The sequence below is a fragment of the Dongshaea marina genome, assembly GCF_003072645.1.
Classification (GTDB): Bacteria; Pseudomonadota; Gammaproteobacteria; order Enterobacterales; family Aeromonadaceae; genus Dongshaea; species Dongshaea marina.
The window spans coordinates 1,124,578-1,144,830 of sequence record NZ_CP028897.1 but is presented as its reverse complement, the minus strand read 5'-3'; the positions used below and the strand labels follow the sequence as shown (position 1 = coordinate 1,144,830).

Genomic DNA, 20,253 nt, shown 5'->3' with positions numbered 1-20,253 from the left:
ACGTATAGTAAACATCCACCTTCTTAGAAGGTGGCTTTCTTAGAAGCCCCTGGAAGGGGCAATAGGCTTCAATCGAGCAAGCCGAGCTGTCGCTCATGCTCAATATCCTGCTTATCTTGGTGGCGAACATATCTCCTGATTATTACCTCATTTACCCCTATCGTATCTACGAAATATCCCCTTGCCCAAAAGTGGTTTCCCCATTGCTTTTTCCGTATATGAAGAAATTTATTGAACAATCTGATTGCTGTCCTCCCCTTCAAAGTCCCCATCAACCCTGATATCGATAGCTTAGGTGGTGCTATCACAACCAAGTGAACATGATCGTACTGAATGTTCAGCTCCAGAACCTCACATTCCTTCATATTGCACAGGATATAAATGCTCCGATAAAGCTCCTTCCCGATCTTGTTTCTTAGGATCTTAAAACGGTATTTCGGAGTCCAAACGATATGATATTTGCAACGCTAGTAGACATGTGATGAACTTCTGTAATCGCCCATGTTAGACCTCTTATTGTGGTGAATAAGCAGGTCATTTCTAGCATGGGCACTCTTCAGTGCTATAGCCTCGATTTTACAATCACCACCGCCTTAGGCGGTGGTTTAGGGGTGACAATAAAAAGAACACTGTTGTTTCAATTCAAATCATGACTACAACCTCTAAATTGTTATATCGATACAATCAATAGAATCACCTTCGATTACAGAACAGACTATCTTACTAGGGTCTTACTAACACTTAGTGAATTTACAGGTTTACCAACAGCAGGGAATCAGTAGACCTCAATGTGGAAATATTAACTGTTTCTAATATCATCATGGGTTTTCAACACTTTTCAATATAATATATTCACCAATGGTAAAAGAAACCCATTGATTTAAGTTTAGTTAGATATTTAATCCTAAAATAGATCAGTGCTGGTATGATTGAGAGAGCATATAGAAAAATGAATAACATATGGAAATTCTGATTGGTTTGGAACATTTCTCTCCATCCATCGAAGAAACTAAAGCTTATGCTAATTGGAAGAGTAAAAGTAAAGCATGCGACAACAATAGATATGCATGACAGCATTTTTCTTTTAATTAAAGTTCCAGTTCCCGCTATCAATAATATTTCTCCATACAAAGAGATCAATAGCACCATTAACACTGCGCAACAAGCAAAGAATAGAATAACTTCAATCCAAATATTCATTTAATTTATTCCGTTTCACAAAATGACCCAGCAGCTAATTTAATAGTAATGATAAGAGTCTAGTCATACTAGATACTTCATTTAAACAGCAATAAAATCAAACCGTTAAGTATAACGAGATAAAGCATCCATAAAAATCATCATCATGACAAACTTTATCATATGGTAGTAAACATATTTACTTCCTAAGTTGTTTCTTATTTTGAGTTTGAACACCCGGCTTTCTTTATCTAGGGCTGTAACGTATAGCGTTATAGCATTTATAAATAAAAACATAGATGTCGCCGTTGGTGCGTCAGTCTTACTGACGGCGCCTGAGACTACAATGTATGAAAATATAATGTTAAACAGAACATCAAATACATATGTTACAAACATAAAATTTCCTTTCTATCTTGAAGATATCTATCAATCCCTTCGTCGATGATGTTACATTTACATTCTGGCAACCAGCTATTAAATGACAATTATAGATGAATGTGTTTTTATTTAACTACTCATAACTAGCTAATACTGACTCGTATAGACATGAGAATTATAAACTCACATATTGTAAGATTCCTATTAATATAAACATCCTCTACGAAAATTATTTGCGCTTACTTTTTCTTGTTAATTTCTCCATCCTAATAATAAAATAAAATCCATAGCACCCTGAGAATAAACAAAATCCAGACCACCCAATAACTGACAGCCAAAGAAAAGTATCATTTAAAGGTCCATTCAAAAAATTTAAAATATGAAAAAACAAGAGACCAAAAACTCCTCCAAAAACCGGAAACCCAATAAAATATATCAACATATATATTATTATGTTCACTATTCTATCACTCCATACTCATAGATATTCATAGATATTCATAGATATTCATATTTGACACTGTACTTCCTATAGAATTACCAAAAGTAACTCCGCCTGGTATAAATACAGGTCGCCTAACACCATGTAGCGCATTAGAATCGTATAATAACCTAATCTCTAATGGCAATGCATTATATTTCGAGTGGTTTAAGCTTTTGATTATTTTTGATATGCCGCTACCTAAGCCCGCTCCCAAAACACCAACTATCAGTCCATTAATGGCCGCACCAGAAACATTACTGCAACGTCCATTGAGCCTGTTCTGAATAGAAGCTACACCTGCCCCAATAGCAGAGCTACCAATACTATTAACTGCAACTTGTCCCAAGGTGCTTAACTGCCAAGTACTGCCGGCAGCCCGCCAAGTCAAACGTGAAGCAAGTGTACCAAGCCCCCCTCCTAAGGCCCCTGTAGCAGTACTACCCAAAAAGTCTACCCAATTGAAGTTATTAAAACCTTTATTCTCTTGATACTGTGAGTAGGCATTAATACCACCACTTATAACTGCACCAACTACGCACCATGGACATAAGCCATAGGGATCACTTAGATTGATTGAATTTCCAAGAGCATAGCCATAAGTATTCACTCCTCCAACCAACCCAATCGGATCACTGGTGATATAACGCCCGGTCTCAGGATCGTAGTATCTATGGTAGTTATAGTGCAAACCAGTTTCTGAGTCATAGTACTGCCCGGGGAAGCGCAAGTTGATGTTAAGTTTGTGCGGGTCATGGGCCTCACCAACGCCAAAGGCATCAGATTGCCATCGCCAAACCAATTGCTGCTTTGAATCAGTGCCCCAGCGCGGGGTATTAAGGTGATCGGTGTGAAGGTAAGTTACTGGGCCAGTCACAAACCCATCCCCCTCCTGAATGATCTGAACCATGGCGACAGGTCGGCTACCCAGCCAAAGATAGAATTTATAACCTTGCTCTTCACTGTACTCAGCGATTAATTGGCCATGCAGATCATAGGCGTAGCTGGTTGTCTTCGCCTGCTTAAGGCCTCCCTGACGCTTAAGTTTGCGGTACTCTTTGCGCTTCTGTTTACAGATCTTGAGGGACTGCTTGAGGCTCTGGTATTTCGCCCTGAACCCACGCCAATGTTCGGTTTTTAGACTCCTGAAAAACTCACGAATGGCCTGACGACGGCACTGCCAATATTTGAATTTTTTAGCCGTGCCCTGCTGAAGCTTCAGGATCCGCTGACCCAGTCCGTTATAGCGATACTCTACATTGGCAGCAGGAATGGAGGAGAGCCGCCCATCCTGATTGTACTGCAGCTCTTTATCATCAAAGGTTGTTAGCAAGCGTCCGAGCTCATCCAGGCTCACCGCTTTGCCATCCTGGCTGACGAGGCGATTACTGGCCACCTGATAGTTCAGGATCTGGTTACTACTGCCGCCTTCACCCGATCGCTCCCGTCGGTTACCAACAGCATCGTAACTGTAGCTTAGAGTCTTCTGCAGGCTTTTCTCCCCAGTCAGACGGTTTAACATGTCGTAGCTGTAACTGTTCTCGCCAATCTCCAGCAGGTTACCATTGGCATCATAGCGATAACTGAGATCTGTCACTCCCGGGATGCTCATATAGGTCAAGCGGCCATCCCGATTATAGTTACGGATCTCCTGAGTCCCGTTCCCCCAAACCATTGCTGTGATGCCGCCAGCTGCATCATATTCGATGTTACTAACCACTGGATTTATAATCCCATCTGAGCCAATAAACTCAATGGCCTGAATACGCCCGAAAGCATCGTATCGGTTTTGGACCCTGTTGTTTTCAGGAAGGGTGAGTTGTGTCAGCTTACCGCCCGAGGCATAGGCGTAGCTGATGTTGAATTGATGGGCTATAGCATCCGCTGAGAGAAGATATTTATGGGACTGCTCAGTCAAGCGACCGTGAGCATCGTAGCTGAAACTGAGCTCAGAGGAGGCATTATTAAGACCGGTTAAATGGCCAATACCATACTGACCTGGCTCTGTCTCATCGTATTGGTAGTGGGTTACTGAGGAACCGGCTTTACGCTCAATCAGGCGGTTGAGCGCATCATAACGATAGCTTTCCTGTCGGCCCAGGGAATCTGTTCTGAGAGTCAGATTCCCTGCATCATCATACTGATAACTGGTTGTGCCTGTATCCGGGCTGGCTCTGTGAGTTCGGTTACCCAATCCATCATAGCTGTAACTCGTTGCTGCATTGTTGGGCGCCGTCACCAAAATGATGGCATCCTGCTGATTGTAGCTGAGCCTGGTTACTCCGCCTGCTTCATCCTGATGGTTAATCAAGCGGTTAAGCGCGTCATAGGCTCTGAAGTGCTCATGCCCTATGCCATCGACTCCAGAAATCGGGTTACTGTTCAAATCATAGCGGTAACCGTGCTCTCCCTGCTCTAAGATCACCCCAAGCAGACGACTCATTTCGTCATAGCGAAAAGCTCGCTGACGACTCACAACTCCCGCAGCACTAATCAGTTGTTGCTGAACAATATTCCCCTGAGCATCATAGCTAAGCAGCAGCTGACTACCATCGGCATAGATCACAGTGGTCAAACGGCGTGCATCATCATAGCTGAAGCGGGTTTGCAGGCCATCCGGGGTAATAAGCTGGGCTAGTTGACCTACGAGATCATAGCTATAATGTGTCAGCTCGCCCGCTTTCTTAGATGATAAAATTCGCCCCAAACTATCGTATCGGTAGAGAGTCTGAATACCATTGGGATCTAAACTCCAGCCCGGCTTTCCAAGAACAGTGTAGCTGCCAAACCGCCAACTGTGACCCGCAGGGTTAAGCGCCTCGGTAAGATTTCCATCGGCGTCATACTGATAGCGGGTGATATCCTGAATATCACTCCTCGGACCGTCTGCAGTGGCCAACAGTCCCTGGCTGTTATAACTGTATTGCCATGTCCCCCCGGTTGAATGTTGCAGGCGGATCAAGCGCCCGGAGAGATCATACCCATAGCTAAGCACGTGATCTCCCTGAATCTTGCTCACAGCCAGTGGCTTGAGCGGATCCCATAGCCAATGAGTCCGACGTTCCTCTGCGGTCCCCTCAGCCTCAACCTGCAAGCTAATCAGGCCCCGCTCATTGTATTCAAAGCGAGTCACATTTCCCTGCCAATCTGTCTTGGTTTTAGCAAGGCCGTTATCGTAATAGCCATACTCTTTGCTTGCCGCTAAGCAGTGTGCTGATGCATGCCCGTCCACACGAGTAACCCTCTTGAGGGTTTCAATTTCAGTAAAATGGTAGGTGGTCTCTTTACCCAGAGCATTGGTAACGGTAGTTGAACCATCCTGGTTATAGCTAAGCTTTGTACGCTCCTGTCCCGCGTGCTCACTCAGAATTGCCCGCCCCTCAGCATCATATTCCCAGCTTGCAAAGCGCACACCACGCTCATCGGTGATCCCTGTTAACAATGCTGTCTGTGTTGGGTGGTAGTGATACTGTTTTTGGGTACCGTCCGGGTAGGTCACAGCAATTAAGCGCTGCCAATCGTCATATTGATAACTAAGTGTAAGCTCTCCATTGAGTCTCACCAGCTGGACCATTCCATGAGAGCCGTATTCAAAACGCAGGCTCTTACCAAATCCATTTTGAACTGTCACCCCAAGATCATCATGACTGAGGGTCTTAATCCTCCCCTGAGCATCGATCACTCGCAGTAGTCGCCCCTTGGAGTCATAGTATTCAGCACCACCAGATTGCAGAGTCAGCCGCCAGTCATAGCCCTCTATCGATTGCTCAAGCTTATGATAAACATCAGCATCGGATTGCCAGCTACTCCCGGTATTTCGATAGATAAAAGTCTTACCATCACCGCGCCTTAACCAAACCTCAGCCGGATCGCTTCTCATCTCGATTTTTTGAAAATAATCAAAGCGCCATAGGCCATTGGAGCTGTTGTAATTGCGCCCAACCACTAGGGGATCTGGTCCACCACTGGTGAGATCAACTTCACGCTGAAACTTATTGCCGGTGGCGATATCGATGGGATTGCCTGCAGCCAGACAGGTTTGACCATTGGATTTGAGTGGAGGGTCCAGCTCATCCGGCGTTTTGTAGTAATGATTCTCTTCGTAATCGATACCGGGGACATAAAAATAGTATTGAGGACCACGCCAGGTATGGCAGCTCACACCATGCTTTTCAGCATTGCTCCGGCAGGCACTCAGAGCCACGGCTCCGTTTTGATGATAAAAGTAGACATGATTGCCGGGTGCAGCAATGGAGAGGAGATCGGAGGAATAGGAAAGCATTCCCAGGAGGAGTAGCACTCTGACAAAAGCCAATGCTACCGCATTAACAAAACTTGACAAACAAGCTGCCGGGTATCCATGCATAGGCTTCACTGTTGCCCTATCTGTACCTCCAGCTCAGATAGGTCCCGTTATTTGGTGACTATCTTAAAGCCTAGAGGTTCACTGAGTAAGCGCCACAATCAAAGTCACTATTTCAAACTGCCACTTACAGGAGAAAACCGATAATCGCTTACATATTAACCAGATAGGTTGCACTGCGAATAGCTTCATTAGATGTAAAAATGTGACATTAAGCAATGATGTCACCCATAAGAGCCGCCGTAACTTTTTCTGGCTCCAACAAAAACGGAGCCCTCAGGCTCCGCTCCCATCGTGCAAACTTGACCAGGCAGTCAGCCGGCATTCACCGCCGCATCAAACATGTTCTTAATTAGATCGATAAACTCACTTAGAAATGCCTGCTGCTCTGCCGTTGGTTGGCGATTCCAGATATTAGAGAGGATCTCATGCAGCTCCTCAACGACCCTGTCCGCCTCCTTCATCAGGGCAAAGCGCACCTCGGTCTCAAGCTGCGGATTTTGTTCACAGATCGCCATCACATGGTTAGCCACCATATCTGTCACATAGTCATCCGTCAGCAAGCCCCCCTCTTCGGAGGAAACCTGCTCAAACAAGGCCAGGTTTTCGACCAGATATTCGATCAGCGCGTGATAACCGTCGGTGTCAATGATCATAACAACTCTTGCGTGTCCATCCCTTCACACTACTAAAACTATAGACAGAGAGCTTCAACCCGGCGACCTAAGTTATGAAAATTATGTCCAGGCTCAACTCAAATCAGCTCTAAGTTGCCAAAGGGGCTGCAGACTCGCCTGATATTTACGCTCGAAGGGAGTGATGGGATTATCCGGCTCTATCGAATTGAGTCGACTTTGATAGCCAGCAATATCCAGAGCGATCGCAAACTCTTCAAGGTAAAGCTTCCAGTTACTGCGAAGCTCGAGCTTACCCTTGAGCTTCACCAGATCAGAGAAGGTTTCACTGCCATGCCAGCGTCGCTGCAGGTGGCCGGCTTTAGGCCAGGGGGTTGGATACAAAAGATAGTGATAATCCAGAGTCCAGCCCGCCTTTACCGCCAGACGCCAAAAATCATTGAGATCGACCCGTGCCAGCAGGTAGTTTTCACTCGCCTCTCCGGCTCCCTGATGGCGGGCAAGGCGATTTGCCGACTTATCCAGCCCTATCACCAGAGCATCCGGATGCAACTTGGCAATTGCCGATGTACTTTCCCCTACACCACAGCAGGAGTCAAAAATCAGCGGTCCCTGCCAAGCCTCAATCCTCGGAGCCAGTGCCTCAAAAACTTCCTGAGTCGGCTGATGCACCGGACGTCGGGTTGGATATTTCAGGTGGCGCCTGACCACCTCTTCAAGCCTTGGATGGGGACCTGGCTGGTTGCTGGTAACGATTCTAGATTGAGTCATCTTGATCCTATGCAATACATCGTAAAGGCTCAGCTAAACAAAGAAGGGGTTTAAGATTCATTCGAAGAATACTGAGAAGAAAAGAGGCTATAGCAAATAGTAACAATAAGCTGAGCAAACCCGATCAGGATTGCTCAGCGTCTCAGGCTGATCAGGCAAAGTGATCCCAGCCTCTGGCCTCAAGTTCTATCTTATGGCCATCGTGGTAGAGCTCCACGCCCGGCTCACCCGGTACAATCCGCCCGATACAGGTATGGCGTACTCCGGAGTGAGCCAGTGCCGTATCCAGGGAGCCCCTGTGGGCTTCAGGAACGGTAAAACACAGCTCATAATCATCACCTCCCCCCAATGCCAATCGCCAGGCTTCTTCGGGCTCGGTCAGGGCTCGCATCGATTCAGACAGGGGGAGCTGCTCCAGGTGGATCTGCGCCCTGACATTGGAGGCCCGGGTAATATGCCCGAGATCCGAGAGCAAGCCATCAGAAATATCCAGGGCACTGGAGGCAATACCGCGCAGAGCCTGCCCCGCCAAGATACGTGGATGCGGAAACTCAAGCTTGAGTTTAAGGGCATCAAACTGCTGAGAAGGCAGGGTGCGACGCCCCAGCAGGTGCTCCAGAGCCAGGGCAGCATCGCCCAGGCGCCCGGACACATAGATGAGATCGCCGGCTTTAGCGCCAGAGCGGAGCAGTGCCTTGCCCTCGGGAATAGTTCCTTTCACCGAAACCGTAATCGACAAGGGTCCCCGGGTCATATCCCCGCCTATCAGGGCCACATTGTAGTACTCTGCCAGCTCAAAAAAGCCATCACAGAATGATTTTATCCAGGCTTCGTCAACTTCGGGGAGAGTCAACGCCAGTGAGACCCAGCGCGGATCGGCCCCCATAGCAGCCAGATCGGAGAGATTTACCGCAAGTGCGCGGTAACCCAGGGCATTTGGGTCCATATCCGGCAAAAAGTGCACCCCGGATACCAGGGTGTCGGTACTCACCACCAGCGAGTTATTGGCGGGAACATCGAGGATCGCACAATCGTCCCCCGGTCCTTCAAGGACATCCTGGCGATTCGCGTGGTTGGAGAAATACTTTTCTATCAGTTGGAACTCTGAAATGGCCATAAATAAAAGAAAGCCAGCTGAGTTAGCTGGCCCTCATGCATCCTTGAAGTTAGCTTTTTAGCTGTGCTTGCGCATAACGGTCAAGCACACCATTGATAAACTTGTGGCTCTCTTCGGCCGCAAATGTCTTGGCAAGCTCAATCGCTTCGTTAATCACAACCTTGTAGGGAATATCAGGGCGTTTCACAAACTCGTAAAATGCCAGGCGCAAGATCGCCTTATCGACCATATCGACCTCTTCGAATGGACGAGACAGCAGGGGCGCAATCACCTGATCCAGCTCGGCGGTGTGCACGGCAACACCGGATGCCAGCTCAGAAAAATAATCCAGATCTGTGCCCTTCATATCCTGATCAACCTTGAATTGCTCTTCAATATCTGTGATCGGATCCTGTGTGATCTGCCACTGGTAGATCGCCTGGGTTGCAAATCGACGAGCCTTTCGGCGCTCTGATGGTTTCAAAACCGCTCTCCTAATCTCTTATAACTCTGTGAGCACATTAATCATTTCAAGTGCGCAGAGCGCGGCTTCAGCTCCCTTATTGCCTGCTTTCGTCCCTGCACGCTCAATCGCCTGCTCAATATTTTCAGTGGTCAGTACACCAAAAGCGATAGGTACATCATGCTGCAAAGAGACCTGGGCTACCCCCTTGGTACACTCACCGGCTACATATTCAAAATGAGCCGTACCACCCCGGATCACGCAACCCAGTGCAACCACGGCATCAAACTTGCCTGAGGCTGCCAGGCGCTTGCTGGCCAGTGGGATCTCAAATGCTCCAGGCACATAGATCACTGTGATGTTGCTCTCTGCCACCTGTCCCTGACGTTTCAGCGCATCAACGGCTCCTTCCAGCAGGCTCTCATTGATGAAACTATTAAAACGCGCCACCACAATCGCAATCTTTGCATTGGGTGCAGGGATCTGCCCTTCAATCACTTTCATGGAACGTCCTACCATGCATTAAAAAATTCGCATCATTCTAGCACAACCGAACCGTGACAGAAGAACTCAATCACAGAAAAAGCGTTTATCTGAGCGCTTTATCTAAGCGCTTGTGGTGCCGAGAGAAACTCGACGATCTCAAGGCCAAAGCCAGACAACGCATGATACGGGGTTTGGGCTCCCATCAGGCGCATTCGGGAAACACCAAGCTGCTTTAAGATTTGCGAGCCAGCACCAATCAATCGTGAACCATCGCGGGTTGGCTGACAGGACTGGGCACTCTCCTGTAACTCATGCAGTTGCTCAAGCTGTTGCTCCAGCTGATCGCCACTAACAACTCCTTTAAGCAGAACCAGGACCCCTCCCTGCTCAGCAAGGTAGCGTAGTGAGTTATCCAGGGTCCAGCCATGGGTTGAGTGAGTATCTCTCGCCAGCAGATCCGTCAGGGGATCATGCAGATGCACCCGGACCCGGGTCGGCTGATCTTGGCAAGGCTCCCCGCCAGCTCTTAAAGCCAGGTGCAGCTGCTGATCGACCGTATCCCGGAAGGTAAAAAGCTCAAACTCACCATAGCGGGTTTGCAGGCTCTGGCAGGAGATCTGCTCTATGGTGCTCTCGGTGCGGATCCTGTATTCAATGAGATCGGCAACGGTCCCAAGCTTTAGCTTGTGCTCCTTGGCAAACTGCTCCAGATCGGCGCGCCGCGCCATGCTGCCATCCTCATTGAGGATCTCGACAATCACAGCGGCAGGTTCAAATCCGGCCATACGGGCCAGATCGCATCCTGCCTCTGTGTGGCCGGCCCGATTCAATACCCCGCCATTACGGGCCATCAGCGGAAAGATATGCCCCGGCTGCACCAGGTCCCGGGGCTTTGCATCGGGTGAAACGGCGGCCTGCACCGTCCGCGCCCGATCCGCCGCCGAAATACCTGTGGTGACCCCGGTTGCCGCCTCAATGGACAGGGTAAAATTGGTGGCATAGGGTGAACGGTTGCGATCCACCATTAGCGGGAGTTTAAGCTGTTCACAACGAGCCTGTGTCAAGGTCAGGCAAATGAGCCCCCGTCCATAACGGGCCATAAAATTAATATGCTCGGCGGTGACCTTCTCGGCCGCCATGATGAGATCGCCTTCATTTTCCCTGTCCTCATCATCCATCAGGATCACCATCTCACCCCGGGCTATCGCCTGGATAATGGTTTGTGTATCACTCAATCCCATGCTCTCTCCTAAGCTGAATATCCAGAACTACCAGCCATGTTTAATCCTAACTCAGCGCATAAACCCATTTTTCATCAATAGCTGCTCCAGCCCCTCACCCTTTGACGAGCTCTCGCCTCTTAATGTGGGGTCAAATAAACGTTCGAGATAGCGCGCCAGCAGATCGACTTCGAGGTTGATTTTACCTCCCGCCTGCCAGCTATCTATGCTGGTTTGCTCCAGGGTATGGGGGACTATGGTCAGCAAAAACTGCTCGGCCCGCACATCATTGACCGTCAGGCTAACCCCATCGACCGTTACCGAGCCTTTCTCGGCGATGTAGCGCGCCAGCTCCCGGGGAGCCTTCATCCAAAACTCGATCGCGCGCCCATGCTGCTTGCGACTCACCACCTCGGCCACCCCATCTACATGCCCACTGACCAGGTGTCCGCCGAGACGGGTCGACAAAGTCAGAGCCTTCTCAAGATTCACCGATTGGTTCGGCCTATAGTGAGCAAAGCCGGTGCGGCGAATTGTCTCCCCCGAAACATCGGCCTCAAATCCATGATCCAACAACCGCACCACGGTAAGGCACACACCGTTGGTCGCTATGCTGTCTCCCAGCTTCACATCACTGAGATCCAGGGCTGCAGTATCAATCTGCACAGAGTAATCACTGCCTTTTTTATGGATGGCCCGAAGCTGGCCCACCGCTTCTATGATTCCGGTAAACATATTTTAGTTGGTTTCGCTGTTAGTTTAATGTCGGGACCAATCTGCTCGATTGAGGTAAATTCAAGTTCAGGAAGCTGGCTCATTGAGGTGTAATCTGGCAGCTGCGCCATGCCACGAGCTTGATCGCCCATCAGCTTGGGAGCAAGATAAACCACCAGCTCATCCACCAGCTGCTGCTCCAGTAAGGCACCGGCTAAACCCGCTCCCGCTTCAACCCACACAGAGTTTATCTGCTGCTCACCAAGATAGCGCATCAAAGAAGAAAGACAGATTTTCCCTGAGTCGGTAACCGGCAGGGCCAGCTCTTGCACCTGAGAGCCGAACCCTCCCTGCGTATTACGCCGGGCAAGCCACACCTCTCCCGGCTTTTGCAGCAAAGATTGCTCAGGGGTGATCCGGTTTTGAGAGTCGATGATGATCCGCTGCGGTTGACGAAGGGGAAGATCAGGATACCCCTGTGCCAGGATCTTTGATTGCTCAGGACGCACATTTAAAGAGGCATCATCCCGGATCACGGTTTGTGCCGTGGAGAGAATAGCGCAGCTCCTGGCGCGGTGTAGCTGCACATCGGATCGCGCCTCTGGCGAGGTGATCCATTGGCTCTCACCGTTACTCAGGGCGGTGCGCCCATCTAAGGTCGCCGCCATCTTAACGGTAACATAGGGTAAACCACAGAACATCCGCTTGTTAAACCCGGGGTTAAGTACTCGCGCCTCAAGCTCCAACAGCCCCTGTTCAACCTGAATGCCGGCTTGCTGCAGCATGCGAATGCCACCACCGGACACCTCGGGATTAATATCTCCCTGGGCGATCACCACCCGGGCAATGCCCGCTTCAATCAACGCCTTGGCACAGGGGGGTGTGCGTCCATAGTGGGAACAGGGCTCCAGGGTCACATAGGCAGTAGCGCCACGCGCCCTATCACCAGCCATCGCCAACGCATGAACCTCGGCGTGAGGCTCACCGGCCTTAAGGTGGGCTCCCTCCCCCAATATTTTGTCATTATCTGCAATCACACAACCCACGATGGGGTTCGGGGTGGTGGTAAATTCGCCGCGCCTGGCTAATTCAATGGCGCGTGCCATCAGCTTCTCATCCAGTCCACTGAACACTATTACTTCTCCAGCTTGGCGATCTCTTGCTCAAACTCCCGAAGATCCTTAAAGGAGCGATACACAGAGGCAAATCGTACATAGGCAACCTTATCAAGTTGCTTAAGCTCTTCCATCACCAGATTCCCCACATAAGAGGATTCTACCTCCCGCTCACCGGTGGCACGTAACGCAGACATGATCCGGTTTAACCCCTGCTCTATGTCATCGGCACTCACCGGGCGCTTTTCCAGGGCTCGCTGGATCCCACTGCGGAGCTTCTCTTCATGAAAGGGTTCACGATTGCCATTACTCTTGACCACCTTGGGCATCACCAGCTCGGCGGTTTCAAAGGTGGTAAAGCGTTCGTGACAATGTAAGCACTCTCTGCGGCGCCGAACCTGATGGCCATCGGCAACCAGACGAGAGTCAATTACCTTGGTGTCATGGGCATGACAAAAAGGGCAATGCATGCGGCCTCCGCTGATTTAGTTCGCAAAAGGTGAGTGTACCAAGATAACTCCCAAGATGCCCGACTCAAGGGCACATTCGCTCCCGGAATCAGGAGATATGCGTAAAGTTATTAAGACTCTCACTCCGGAGCCCGCTACCAGATATCTTGCTGTGGATAACCTAAACCCTAACTAAATTCAATTTCCAACAATCTAGAAATATAAATATTCCTATTTTATAGTGGTCAGCATGAGACTTCCTTCATCACTTTTTTGACTCAGGAGCAACCAGAATGTCCGAGATCACCATCTACCACAACCCGGAGTGCGGAACCTCTCGTAACACCCTGGCGATGATCCGCAATAGCGGTGAACAGCCTACCATCATTCATTACCTGCAAACCCCTCCCTGCCGGGAAAGGCTCCTGTCACTCATCAATGCCATGGGAATCACACCAGGAGAGCTGCTACGGCAAAAAGGGACCCCCTACCAGGAGCTGGGATTGGATAACACTGAGCTCAGTGACGAGACAATAATTGACTCTATGCTGGAGCATCCAATCCTGATCAATCGCCCTATCGTTGTCACTCCCCTGGGGACGAGGCTGTGTCGCCCTTCAGAGAAGGTGCTGGATATTTTACCCAATCCCCAGCAAACAGCTTTCTCAAAAGAGGATGGCGAGGTTGTTATCTCGACATCAAATAAGAGCTAAAGCTTTTCATTAAAGCAAGCTCGGTTCGCCGACACTACCCCAGAGACAAACCTGAGCCTTATGTGGCGAACCAGTTACGGCAGAAAGCAACGACAAGTCGGCGCAACGCGTCGCAAGCACCCAAACTATAAGAGATTATCAGGGAGGATAATCGCCACTCATGTGCCAGAGTAGAGGACAGTTTTACCTCTGTTAAATAAAACTGTCCTCAAAGCAGATAAAACCTCATCACTCTATACTCAAAGAAGCATCATGAGATAAGCGATAGAGTTCAACCCTTATGCGGGCATCATTCCTCAGGACGGCTCTGTTTGGGCTTTTACTTGGCTTTAGCCAGCAAATATATGCAACTCAGGTGGTCACAGTCACTGATGCAGAGTGGCCACCCCTGAACTCTGTTCACCTCAAGGGGGATGGAATTGCCCCACAGATTGTGCGTGCCGCATTTGCCCACTCGGGTATCACCGCAAAATTTCACCATCTCAAAACCTGGAAAGAGGCATTTGAGACAGCCAAACAGGGCCAATACGATAGCTCCATCGGCTATGTTTATAACGAGGAGCGAGCCAAGTATTTTCTCTACAGCGATCCTGTCTTTACCTCCAATGTCTACTGGTTCTATCTCAAAGATAATCCCAAGGCGCCCTTTGAGTGGGACAAGCTTCAACAGCATCAGGGATTGGTGATCGGTGCCACCCGCGGATACTGGTATGGCCCCGAGTATGGAAAGATGCTCAAAGATGAAAGAATCAATATAGTTCTGGAAGACTCAGATAATATCAATTTTCAAAAGCTGCTTGATGGAAAGATCGATCTCTTTCCGATCAACCAGTGCGTCGGTTTTTTCCTGCTGAAATCCAGGTTTAAGCAGGCAGTACACCAGATCAGTAATTCCCCCCACCCCCTCTCAGTGAAAGAGCACTTTCTGATTGTCAGCAAGCGCATTCCAAATGCTGAGCAGGTGGTTGCTAAATTTAATGAGGGACTCAAACAATACAAGGCTGAGAAATCGTCAAAACTCAGGATCCGTTGCTACGAGTCCATCAGGTAATATGAACCACAATGTTGCTCACTCCCCGAGGCATCCAGCTTGCAAGCTCTTTGCTTCCCCCTCTTTTCATCTGATCAATCTAACTTTGGTTGCCAACCAGCGACAGTCTTGCAGAAGAGCCCGAGACATTTCCCAAAATAGCACCACCGTCTCAGCAATCAGGATAAGCCAGTGCTATAGTCCCCTATACTCAGGGGAGAGCTTAGGGAGATGAGCAATGCAAACGAGTCTCAAAAAGAGAATTTCACTATCCCTTCTTCTGGGAGCCACACTGTGCCTTCTGTTATCAAGTCTCCCGGCCCGGGCAACCGAAAAGCTGCTGCGCTTTAGCATTCCTCCCCGTGGAAACCCTCCCTATCTGATCGTCCATAAAGAGGGTCTCCCCACTGGGATCATCTGGGATATCCTATCAAGAGTGGCAAAACAGCAAGGTTACCGGCTTGTCCCTGTGAAGACTCCACGCAAACGAGTCGATCAATCGATGCGATTTGGCCAGCTGGATGCCACTGCCCGAGCGATGGAGTGGACTCCTGACCCCGAGCAGTTCATTTTCAGTGAGCCTATGTTCAAAGCACGAGATGTGATTTTCTCCCCGATTCAGAGACCACTTCAGTTTAGCTCCCCTAAAGATTTGATCGGCAAGAAGTTGCGTGCCCAACTTGGCTACCATTACCCGAAGCTGGCTCCCTATTTCAACACGCACCAGATCTTACGCATGGATGACATGGACAGCTATCAGCAGCTCAGAAAGCTACTATTGGCTCCTTATCGGTTTGATGGTGCCATCGTCAATGAATGGGTGGGGCGCTGGCTTATTCGCCGACATCAATGGCAAGGCTATTTTGCGATCTCCAAACAGGATGTGGGCGATGTGGACTATCGACTGATGTTCAACAAGAAATGGCTGTCTTTTGTTGATGCGTTCAATCGGGAGCTGACCAAGATGAAGAAAAATGGTCAGCTACAAGAGATCGTCCAAAGCTACCAATAGTCTCGGGTAACATGGATAGGCTCTCATGATAAAGAGCCAGGGCGACAGCTTGTAGCTAAGGGTTTAGTCCAGAGATCAGCAACCTAACTCAAACTCCGGCGAATCGGGGTGCATCTGTCACTATACTTATCTCAAGGCCTCTTCATCAAGGTAGGATAAAGATGCATCTACTATTCGCTACCCTACTCATGTGCCTGAGTCACTTCGCTTTCGCTAGCCAGGTGGTCAACATCGCCAATGCCGAGTGGCCCCCTGGAACTCGGAGTCTCTCGAAGGTGGCGGCATATCCCCACAGATAACCACAGCCGTTCTGGCAAGCCAGGGGATCACCGCACATTATCACTTTCTGCCCAACTGGGAGCAGGCATTCGAGGATGCCAAGCAAGGTGAATACCAGGCAACCATCAGCTGGAGTTATAGTGAGGAGAGAGCCAAATACTTCTATTACAGTGATCCGGCTTTTACCACCAGCGTCTACTGGTTTTATCTCAAAGATAATCCCAAGGCCCCTTTAACTGGGAGAGGCTCGCCACAAAACAAGAGCTCACCATAGGAGCCACCCAAGGCTACTGGTATGGTCCGGAATATGAAGAGGTCAAAAAGAACCCGAGGGTCAAAATCATTACCGCAAATACTGATATGGAAAACCTGCACAAGCTGTTCGAGGGTAAAATCGATCTATTCCCCATCAACCAATGTGTGGGCTTCTTTCTCATCAGAAATCATTTTCGCCAGCAGCTAAGAGATACCGGCAACTCTCCCCACCCCCTGTCGGTCAAGGAGCACTACTTTCTGGTTAGTAAAGAGGTGTCTGGCGCACAGGAGCTGATCAATAGCTTTAATACGGGGCTCAGGCTCTATAAAGAGAAGGATGCTTCGCGACGGGTGACCCGTTGCTTTAAAAAGATAAACAGAGCCGTCAGTAATGAAGGGTAATCCCCGCCGTCTGAAGCAGCGGGGACAAAGGAGATTAACGGTTATTGCTGTATACAGGGTAGTCCCGGCACAGCTGTAGAACCTTCTGCTTGGTTTGCTCAATCACCGCCGGATCCTTGATCCCATCGAGCACATCACAGATCCAACCGGCCAATAGCTTCGCCTGCTCCACACCCAGTCCACGACGGGTGATTGCAGGGGTGCCGATGCGGATCCCCGAAGTCACAAAGGGCGACTCGGGATCGTTCGGTACCGAGTTTTTATTCACCGTGATGTTGGCCTGACCCAGGGCAGCATCCGCTTCCTTACCCGTGATCCCCTTGCCCACCAGGCTCAGCAAAAACAGGTGATTTTCGGTGCCACCGGAGACAATGTCATAGCCGCGCTGCTGAATGACCTCTGCCATCGCCTTGGCATTATCCACCACCTGCTGCTGATAAGCCTTAAACTCAGGGCTCATCGCCTCTTTAAAGGCCACCGCCTTGGCAGCGATCACATGCATCAGGGGGCCACCCTGAGAGCCGGGGAAAACGGCCGAGTCGAATTTCTTATAGAATTTCTCATCACCATTAGAGGCCAGGATCAAACCTCCACGTGGGCCAGCCAGGGTCTTATGGGTTGTGGTGGTCACCACATGGGCATGAGGAAGTGGATTGGGATAGAGACCCGCGGCAATCAGACCTGCGACATGGGCCATATCCACCATCAGGTAGGCTCCCACCTCATCGGCAATTGCGCGAAAACGTGCCCAGTCCACCAGGCCGGAGTAGGCCGAGAAGCCGCCAATGATCATTTTAGGCTGATGCTCACGCGCCAGGCGTGCCACCTCGTCATAGTCGATGAGCCCCTGCTCATCAATTCCATAGGTGACGGCGTTATAGATCTTTCCGGAAAAGCTCACCGGTGAGCCGTGAGTCAGGTGCCCACCATCGGACAGGCTCATTCCAAGCACGGTATCACCCGGCTGAAGCAGCGCCATGTAAACCGCAGCATTGGCCTGAGAGCCTGAGTGTGGTTGAACATTCACATAATCTGCACCAAACAGCGCCTTGGCTCGCTCAATCGCCAAAGCCTCTGCTTTATCAACATATTCACAACCACCATAGTAGCGACGGGCCGGATATCCCTCGGCATACTTGTTGGTTAACTGGGAGCCCTGAACCTCCATCACCTGTGGACTGGTGTAGTTTTCTGAGGCAATCAACTCAATATGCTGCTCCTGACGGTCGTTTTCGGCCGAAATAGCAGCCCACAGCTCGGGATCATAATCTGCGATCGGGGTGTGATCTAACATCCATATCTCCTAGTTAATGGTTGGCCCCAGGGAGAGGGGGACAGGATTGTTGAGCCCCGATGTTACAACATTGTTTTATTCCAGAAAACCTGAGTTATCAATTTATAACGCGACTGCTTTTTTAGGATCAAAAAAGCCAGCCCGCTGGGCTGGCTTGATTCAATCCAGACAGAAGCGGATCAGAATTTAAGCTCGGGGTGAAGTTGTTGCGCTTTTTTCTTGAGCTGCTCAGGTGTCTCCTGGTGCTCGGGATCCAGCACTACACAGTTGATGGCGCACACACTGACACAGGTCGGCTTATCATAAAAGCCCACACACTCAGTGCAGCGATCCGGGTCGATTTCATAGATCTCTTCACCAAAGGTGATCGCCTGATTTGGACACTCCGGCTCGCACATATCACAATTGATACACTCTTTGGTGATTTGATAAGCCATCTCAGCTCCCCTGCTTATGCGGATTGCGAGTATCTTGCCCCTCGTCGAGGTTACGCATCAACAGGCCAAACTCACTGTTGCTAAGCCCCGCAGGCTTCTCAATATACACTGTATGTCCGTTGCCGGGAGCAACCTCGACAGACTCACCCTTGCGATTGATGATCTGTGACAGGACCAACTGATAGTTGCCCTGCGGGGTCATCAGCTCGATGCTGTTGCCAAGCTCAAAGCGGTTCTTCACCGCGATCTCCAGCATCCCATCCTTTTCACCGGTCACCTCGCCCACAAACTGCTGCTTATCGGATACTGAGTAACCATACTCATAGTTCTGCATATCACTATGCACATGGCGGCGGAAGAAGCCCTCGGTATAGCCCCGGCTGGCAAGGTTGTCCAGGGTCCCCAGCAGAGCCGGATCAAACGGCTTACCGGCACAGGCATCATCGATCGCCTTGCGATAGACCTGGGCGGTGCGGGCGCAGTAATAGAAAGACTTGGTCCGCCCCTCGATCTTCAGGGAGTGCACCCCAAGCTCGGTCAGGCGTGCCACGTGCTCAATCGCCCGCAGATCCTTGGAGTTCATGATATAGGTGCCATGTTCATCTTCGAAGGCACTCATCATCTCGCCGGGGCGATTTTTCTCTTCCAGCAGCACCACATCATCGCTCGGAGCTCCGATACCAAGGGTCGGATCCACCTTCTGCACCGCGACAATCTGCCCCGCCTCATCCTCTTTGGCTTCATGCACATTGTAGGACCAGCGGCAGGCGTTGGTGCAGGTTCCCTGATTGGGATCGCGCTTGTTGATATAACCAGACAGCAGGCAACGCCCGGAGTAGGCCATACACAAGGCACCATGAACAAAGACTTCCAGCTCCATCTTCGGACACTTCTCACGGATCTCGGCAATCTCTTCGATTGAGAGCTCACGGGACAGGATCACCCGCTCAACACCCTGGGTCTCCCAGAACTTAACCGTCGCCCAGTTGACCGCATTGGCCTGCACCGACAGGTGGATTGGCATATTCGGGAAGTTTTCCCGCACCAGCATGATGAGACCAGGATCGGACATGATCAGTGCATCCGGCCCCATCTCGACCACAGGCTTAAGATCGCGAATGAAGGTCTTAAGCTTGGCGTTGTGGGCTGGATATTCACCACCACATAGAACTTTTTACCCAGAGCATGAGCTTCATCAATCCCAAGCTTCAGGTTCTCGTGGTTAAATTCGTTGTTGCGCACCCGCAGGCTATAACGTGGCTGGCCCGCATAAACGGCATCGGCACCATAGGCAAAGGCATAGCGCATATTCTTCAGCGTTCCCGCCGGAGAGAGTAATTCTGGTTTGAGCATAGTGTGTTTCTTTTCTGATGACAGGTCAGGCGATACCACCTGATGGTATCGAAGGCGCGATTCTACTGGCTTATGCACCACCATGCAATCGCTGGCTGTATATAATACAAGCAGCGACAGGGTTC

18 protein-coding genes and 1 pseudogene are annotated in these 20,253 nt (G+C 49.9%); 5 read left to right on the top strand and 14 right to left on the bottom strand.

The annotated features are described in order from the left end of the window. Window positions 1-68: 68 nt before the first annotated feature. From tnpA to nrdR, 11 genes are all read right to left on the bottom strand, one after another. A complete protein-coding gene (tnpA, locus tag DB847_RS05690; protein ID WP_234418594.1) occupies window positions 69-452 on the bottom strand; it encodes an IS200/IS605 family transposase in 384 nt (127 codons plus the stop codon). A 1,596-nt stretch (window positions 453-2,048) separates the two neighbouring features. Next, window positions 2,049-6,383 carry an RHS repeat-associated core domain-containing protein gene (locus tag DB847_RS05675; protein WP_159084415.1) on the bottom strand — a complete coding sequence of 1,445 codons (4,335 nt, stop codon included), beginning with the start codon at window positions 6,381-6,383 and terminating at the stop codon, window positions 2,049-2,051. Between the two features lie 335 nt (window positions 6,384-6,718). Then, window positions 6,719-7,060 (bottom strand): DUF3802 family protein, encoded by a 342-nt coding sequence (locus DB847_RS05670; RefSeq protein WP_108649818.1) that lies wholly within the window; start codon window positions 7,058-7,060, stop codon window positions 6,719-6,721. A 93-nt stretch (window positions 7,061-7,153) separates the two neighbouring features. Further along, window positions 7,154-7,810 (bottom strand): tRNA (guanine(46)-N(7))-methyltransferase TrmB, encoded by a 657-nt coding sequence (gene trmB, locus DB847_RS05665; protein WP_108649817.1) that lies wholly within the window; start codon window positions 7,808-7,810, stop codon window positions 7,154-7,156. A gap of 151 nt (window positions 7,811-7,961) precedes the next feature. After that, window positions 7,962-8,921 carry a thiamine-phosphate kinase gene (gene thiL, locus DB847_RS05660; RefSeq protein WP_199911836.1) on the bottom strand — a complete coding sequence of 320 codons (960 nt, stop codon included), beginning with the start codon at window positions 8,919-8,921 and terminating at the stop codon, window positions 7,962-7,964. 55 nt (window positions 8,922-8,976) lie between these two features. Then, window positions 8,977-9,390, bottom strand: coding sequence for a transcription antitermination factor NusB (gene nusB, locus DB847_RS05655; protein WP_108649815.1), 414 nt, complete (start codon window positions 9,388-9,390; stop codon window positions 8,977-8,979). An 18-nt stretch (window positions 9,391-9,408) separates the two neighbouring features. Then, on the bottom strand, window positions 9,409-9,873 hold the full coding sequence (ribH, locus tag DB847_RS05650; protein WP_108649814.1) for a 6,7-dimethyl-8-ribityllumazine synthase: 465 nt from the start codon (window positions 9,871-9,873) through the stop codon (window positions 9,409-9,411). 98 nt (window positions 9,874-9,971) lie between these two features. Next, on the bottom strand, window positions 9,972-11,096 hold the full coding sequence (gene ribBA / locus DB847_RS05645) for a bifunctional 3,4-dihydroxy-2-butanone-4-phosphate synthase/GTP cyclohydrolase II (protein WP_108649813.1): 1,125 nt from the start codon (window positions 11,094-11,096) through the stop codon (window positions 9,972-9,974). Window positions 11,097-11,147: 51 nt separating this feature from the next. Then, a complete protein-coding gene (locus tag DB847_RS05640) occupies window positions 11,148-11,810 on the bottom strand; it encodes a riboflavin synthase (protein WP_108649812.1) in 663 nt (220 codons plus the stop codon). Beyond that, window positions 11,792-12,922, bottom strand: a complete 1,131-nt coding sequence (gene ribD, locus DB847_RS05635; protein ID WP_199911736.1) for a bifunctional diaminohydroxyphosphoribosylaminopyrimidine deaminase/5-amino-6-(5-phosphoribosylamino)uracil reductase RibD — start codon at window positions 12,920-12,922, stop codon at window positions 11,792-11,794. Before ribD ends, DB847_RS05640 begins: the two co-directional genes overlap by 19 nt. A gap of 2 nt (window positions 12,923-12,924) precedes the next feature. Continuing rightward, window positions 12,925-13,374, bottom strand: a complete 450-nt coding sequence (gene nrdR, locus DB847_RS05630; protein WP_108649811.1) for a transcriptional regulator NrdR — start codon at window positions 13,372-13,374, stop codon at window positions 12,925-12,927. 272 nt (window positions 13,375-13,646) lie between these two features. Here nrdR and arsC point away from each other — a divergent pair, with 272 nt between their 5' ends. From arsC to DB847_RS05605, 5 genes are all read left to right on the top strand, one after another. Next, window positions 13,647-14,066 (top strand): arsenate reductase (glutaredoxin), encoded by a 420-nt coding sequence (gene arsC, locus DB847_RS05625; protein WP_108649810.1) that lies wholly within the window; start codon window positions 13,647-13,649, stop codon window positions 14,064-14,066. 280 nt (window positions 14,067-14,346) lie between these two features. Continuing rightward, complete coding sequence (locus tag DB847_RS05620; RefSeq protein WP_108649809.1) at window positions 14,347-15,117, top strand: substrate-binding periplasmic protein; 771 nt, start codon at window positions 14,347-14,349, stop codon at window positions 15,115-15,117. A gap of 217 nt (window positions 15,118-15,334) precedes the next feature. Then, entirely contained in the window at window positions 15,335-16,108 is a 774-nt protein-coding gene (locus DB847_RS05615) for a substrate-binding periplasmic protein (protein ID WP_108649808.1), read from the top strand. A gap of 244 nt (window positions 16,109-16,352) precedes the next feature. After that, a complete protein-coding gene (locus DB847_RS05610) occupies window positions 16,353-16,661 on the top strand; it encodes a transporter substrate-binding domain-containing protein (RefSeq protein ID WP_108649807.1) in 309 nt (102 codons plus the stop codon). Between the two features lie 86 nt (window positions 16,662-16,747). Next, on the top strand, window positions 16,748-17,044 hold the full coding sequence (locus DB847_RS05605; RefSeq protein ID WP_108649806.1) for a type 2 periplasmic-binding domain-containing protein: 297 nt from the start codon (window positions 16,748-16,750) through the stop codon (window positions 17,042-17,044). 34 nt (window positions 17,045-17,078) lie between these two features. On the opposite strand, the gene glyA is transcribed toward DB847_RS05605, so the two are convergent. The 3 genes and pseudogenes from glyA to trhP form a co-directional block, all read right to left on the bottom strand. Beyond that, window positions 17,079-18,338 (bottom strand): serine hydroxymethyltransferase, encoded by a 1,260-nt coding sequence (gene glyA, locus DB847_RS05600; protein ID WP_108649805.1) that lies wholly within the window; start codon window positions 18,336-18,338, stop codon window positions 17,079-17,081. A 179-nt stretch (window positions 18,339-18,517) separates the two neighbouring features. After that, window positions 18,518-18,775 carry a YfhL family 4Fe-4S dicluster ferredoxin gene (locus DB847_RS05595; protein ID WP_108649804.1) on the bottom strand — a complete coding sequence of 86 codons (258 nt, stop codon included), beginning with the start codon at window positions 18,773-18,775 and terminating at the stop codon, window positions 18,518-18,520. Between the two features lies 1 nt (window position 18,776). Next, a pseudogene (gene trhP / locus DB847_RS05590) lies at window positions 18,777-20,128 on the bottom strand (prephenate-dependent tRNA uridine(34) hydroxylase TrhP). Between the last annotated feature and the right edge of the window lie 125 nt (window positions 20,129-20,253).

What these genes read in the sequence shown, in the direction of transcription:
- glyA (WP_108649805.1), bottom strand. Translation starts at nt 18,338, where the DNA reads ATGTTAGATCACACCCCGATCGCAGATTATGATCCCGAGCTGTGGGCT.
- DB847_RS05670 (WP_108649818.1), bottom strand. Translation starts at nt 7,060, where the DNA reads ATGATCATTGACACCGACGGTTATCACGCGCTGATCGAATATCTGGTC.
- DB847_RS05605 (WP_108649806.1), top strand. Translation starts at nt 16,748, where the DNA reads ATGGAAAACCTGCACAAGCTGTTCGAGGGTAAAATCGATCTATTCCCC.
- ribH (WP_108649814.1), bottom strand. Translation starts at nt 9,873, where the DNA reads ATGAAAGTGATTGAAGGGCAGATCCCTGCACCCAATGCAAAGATTGCG.
- DB847_RS05615 (WP_108649808.1), top strand. Translation starts at nt 15,335, where the DNA reads ATGCAAACGAGTCTCAAAAAGAGAATTTCACTATCCCTTCTTCTGGGA.
- DB847_RS05620 (WP_108649809.1), top strand. Translation starts at nt 14,347, where the DNA reads ATGCGGGCATCATTCCTCAGGACGGCTCTGTTTGGGCTTTTACTTGGC.
- DB847_RS05595 (WP_108649804.1), bottom strand. Translation starts at nt 18,775, where the DNA reads ATGGCTTATCAAATCACCAAAGAGTGTATCAATTGTGATATGTGCGAG.
- DB847_RS05640 (WP_108649812.1), bottom strand. Translation starts at nt 11,810, where the DNA reads ATGTTTACCGGAATCATAGAAGCGGTGGGCCAGCTTCGGGCCATCCAT.
- nrdR (WP_108649811.1), bottom strand. Translation starts at nt 13,374, where the DNA reads ATGCATTGCCCTTTTTGTCATGCCCATGACACCAAGGTAATTGACTCT.
- ribBA (WP_108649813.1), bottom strand. Translation starts at nt 11,096, where the DNA reads ATGGGATTGAGTGATACACAAACCATTATCCAGGCGATAGCCCGGGGT.
- trmB (WP_108649817.1), bottom strand. Translation starts at nt 7,810, where the DNA reads ATGACTCAATCTAGAATCGTTACCAGCAACCAGCCAGGTCCCCATCCA.
- arsC (WP_108649810.1), top strand. Translation starts at nt 13,647, where the DNA reads ATGTCCGAGATCACCATCTACCACAACCCGGAGTGCGGAACCTCTCGT.